The organism is Streptomyces sp. B21-105 (genome assembly GCF_036898465.1).
Lineage (GTDB): Bacteria > Actinomycetota > Actinomycetes > Streptomycetales > Streptomycetaceae > Streptomyces.
On the sequence record NZ_JARUMJ010000001.1, the window covers coordinates 131,376 to 134,588 of the forward strand.

General features: G+C 67.5%; 2 protein-coding genes. One reads left to right on the forward strand and one right to left on the reverse strand.

The window, feature by feature from the left end:
* Nucleotides 1–34: 34 nt before the first annotated feature.
* On the reverse strand, nucleotides 35–1,618 hold the full coding sequence (locus tag QA802_RS00660; protein WP_319171712.1) for an MBL fold metallo-hydrolase: 1,584 nt from the start codon (nucleotides 1,616–1,618) through the stop codon (nucleotides 35–37).
* Nucleotides 1,619–2,023: 405 nt separating this feature from the next.
* Here QA802_RS00660 and QA802_RS00665 point away from each other — a divergent pair, with 405 nt between their 5' ends.
* Nucleotides 2,024–3,064, forward strand: a complete 1,041-nt coding sequence (locus QA802_RS00665) for a threonine ammonia-lyase (RefSeq protein ID WP_334517306.1) — start codon at nucleotides 2,024–2,026, stop codon at nucleotides 3,062–3,064.
* Nucleotides 3,065–3,213: the final 149 nt, after the last annotated feature.

The following is a 3,213-nucleotide window of genomic DNA, read 5'->3' on the forward strand; positions in this document are numbered from 1 at the left end:
GCTCCGGGCCAGGCCCTGGACCAGGACGGCCTGGCTACCAGCGCCACTCCTGCTGCTTGAAGAGGTGTCCGGCCTTGATGTCGCGGTCCTTGCACCAGGTGAGGAACTCTTCGATCTGCTTGATCTGGTAGGTGTCCTCGGTGTAGGTGGTGGCCATGACGTGGCCGAGCCAGTCCTCCTCGCCCATGGCGTAGATGTACGCCTCCTTGGCTCCCAGCTCGGTCATGATCGCGGCTGCCTGCTCGGCGTTGGAGCCGGAGAGCTTGCGCGAGTTGCTCATCTTCTTGGTGACCGGGATGGTCAGGAGCGCCTGGTAGAGCCAGGTCAGCGGGGCACCGTCGCACTCCATGCCGAGGAAGGCGTAGTCGGCCGTGCCCAGGTGGTTCTTGACGTAGCGGTACAGCGCGGGCTCGATGCCGGAGGAGTCCGCGCCGATGAAGATCTTCTTCCCGGCGAGCTCGGCCCAGAAGGTCGACTTCGCCCGGATGTCCAGGTCGCAGTGCTCGCCGAGGAACGGCGTCGCGGTGATCTTGCCGCCGGGGAACTCGACCTCGTCGAAGTCGTCGACCTCGATGACGGGGAAGCCCTGGTTCTCCAGCATGAGCTTGATCGACGGGTCGGCCAGGTTGCCCTTGGAGTAGCGCGGCACGACGATCGCTCCGACCCGGCCGCGCAGCTGGAGCAGCGTCTCCAGGACGATGTGGTCCTGGTGGCCGTGGGTGATCAGTACGAGGTCGATGAAGTCCGGCAGGTCGTCGAGCGTGTACCGGTCGCCGGCGGTGTTGTCCGCGCTGATGAACGGGTCGGTGACGATCGCGGCCTCGGGCGTCTGCAGGACCAGGCAGGCGTGGCCGAAGTAGCGGATCCGGCCGCCGCTCTCGATGTGCCGGTCCTCGGCCAGGCTCGGCTGCGTGCTGAGCATGCCGGACAGCTGCGCCGCCTGGGCGTCGTCGAGCTCCAGCGACTCGCGCAGGTGGCGCAGGGTCGTGGGGCGTACGCGGGTCTTGAACAGCTCCGCGAGCCCGTTGTGGCGGAACGGGATACCGAGCTCCAGCACATCGGGCGAGGTCAGCCGCGGCGTGCTCAGAATGAACGGTCGCTCGATACCGGTCTCGAAGGACAGCTGGACCGACTGGCGGGCGTCCGTGTAGACGGGGCTCTGGTAGATCAACGGCTCTATGAAGCGCAGCTGTGCCTGGTTGTCGGTGTCGTAGGCCAGCTCGACGAGGCCGCCCAGCTCCGGCGGCAGCTTCGGGTAGAGCGGGGTGAGGTCGAATCCGGTCGCGTTCGCCCGCAGGATTTCCTGGCCGGCGGCGATCGCCTCGGCGAACTTCAGCATGTCCGCCCGGTCACGCTTGATCGCGGCGAGCAGGTCACGCACCTCGTCGGCGCGCTCCTGGGGAATATTGATGAAGTAACCGCCGCGCAGCTCCGGGTTGTTGCTGGCCGCGACGTGGACCTGCGGGGATTGCAGATAAGACTCGAGCAGTGGCACGTGCAGAAACGCCAGATTCATCGACGCCTGCACCGGCGCAATCGTGTGCGGCTGGGCGACGAACCTGTCCACCAGCGGCTCAACGATGACCTTCGACCGCAGAAACAGCTGCTCATCAGTCATCTGCGCTCCTCCTTTCAGGAAACCAACAAATTGAGACGACAGCCACGCAGGGACAGCGAAATCCTGAAATTCAGGGCGTCGACGGGAACGCACCCACCGCGCTGCACAGGATGCGTTCCCGCAGCAGAATGACCCCGGGCCGCTCGGTCGATCAATACTCGGAGTTCAACCGCCGCGATGCAGCAGTTGAACAGTGCCACCCGGCACACCTTCGGGAGCGCCCTGAGACATGCTTCGGGCCCGTCTTCACGCCTGTCTTCACGCCTGTCTTCGTGCCTGTCTTCGTGCCTGTCTTCACGCCTTCCCCCAGGCCGCCCTTCGGGCCTGCCGGCCGTGCCCCGGTCGCCCGTGAGCACCGCGAGCGCATAGCGTCTGGGGCGCTTGCCCGTAGCCGAAGGAGCCCCCATGGGGAAAGCATGGGCGCAGGAGGCAACCGCCTTCTCCGCAGCGGAAAAATATGATATGAGACTCGACCGCGGCGATATCAGCCGCGCGGAGCGACGACTGACCGGTCGGATATGGAGAACCCCGGTCGTCCGCTCCGAGCACTTGGACGAACTCGCCGGCGCGCGCCTCTGGCTCAAGGCCGAGAATCTGCAGCGCGGTGGATCTTTCAAGGTCAGAGGGGCATTGCTGGCCGTCGAGCAGTTAGCTTCCGCCGGGAGCCGTGGCGTCATCGCGCAAAGCACGGGAAACCATGCGATCGCGGTTTCCCTGGCGGCTCGCGAGTATCGCTTGCCCGCCATTCTCGTACTGCCTTCCGATGCGGCACCGATCAAGATTCAGAGAATTCGGGAAAACGGCGCCGAAGTCACTCTCGCCGGCGTCGTGCTCGCCGACCGGGTGGCCATGGTGGAGAAATTACGGAACGTGCACGGATACGACGTGGTGGACCCGTACGAGAATCCGCACGTGGTCGCCGGACAGGGAACCGCGACCGCCGAGCTGCTCGGTGAAACGTCCGCGAGGGGCGTCGCGCTGGACGCCGTGGTCGTGCCGATCGGCGGGGGCAGCGCGATCGCCGGCGCCTGTCTGGCCGCCCGGGGGCACGGGGTGGCGGTGGTCGGGGCCGAGCCCGAGACCGTGCCCGCGTTCACCGCCGCGCTGCGCGAGCGGCAGCCGGTGACCGTGGCCGTGGGGCACACCATCGCCGACGGCCTTCGTCCCGAGCGGATCGGGGCCCTCCCCTTCCGTCTGGCGCAACAAAGCGTCGCCGAGGTCGTCACCGTGAAGGAAGCGGCCATCGCCGAGGCCCTGTGCGCCGCGTTCCTCGACGCCCGGCTCGTCATCGAGCCCGCGGCGGCGACCGCACTCGCCGCGGCCCTGAGCCACGCCGCCGGCTTCGGTAGAGACGTCGGGGTCCTGCTCAGCGGGGGAAACGTCGAACCGGGCCTGGTCGCCTCGCTGCTGACCGGCCGTGCGGACGACAGCCGCCGCGTTTTGTAGGGGCCAAAGGACATGCCGGAGACGGCCCGCGACCTGACAGTCAGGCGCGGGCCGCGTCCGTGTGGCCTCCACCGCGGTGAGCGCCCTTGTCCCTCCCACCGCAGTGCCAGGGCCTGTCCGGGGGATCAGGCCCTGGCACTGCGGCGCCG

Bases quoted from the DNA above. Each gene is read 5' to 3' on its own strand.
- QA802_RS00660 (WP_319171712.1), bottom strand. From the start codon at position 1,618: ATGACTGATGAGCAGCTGTTTCTGCGGTCGAAGGTCATCGTTGAGCCG.
- QA802_RS00665 (WP_334517306.1), top strand. From the start codon at position 2,024: ATGGGGAAAGCATGGGCGCAGGAGGCAACCGCCTTCTCCGCAGCGGAA.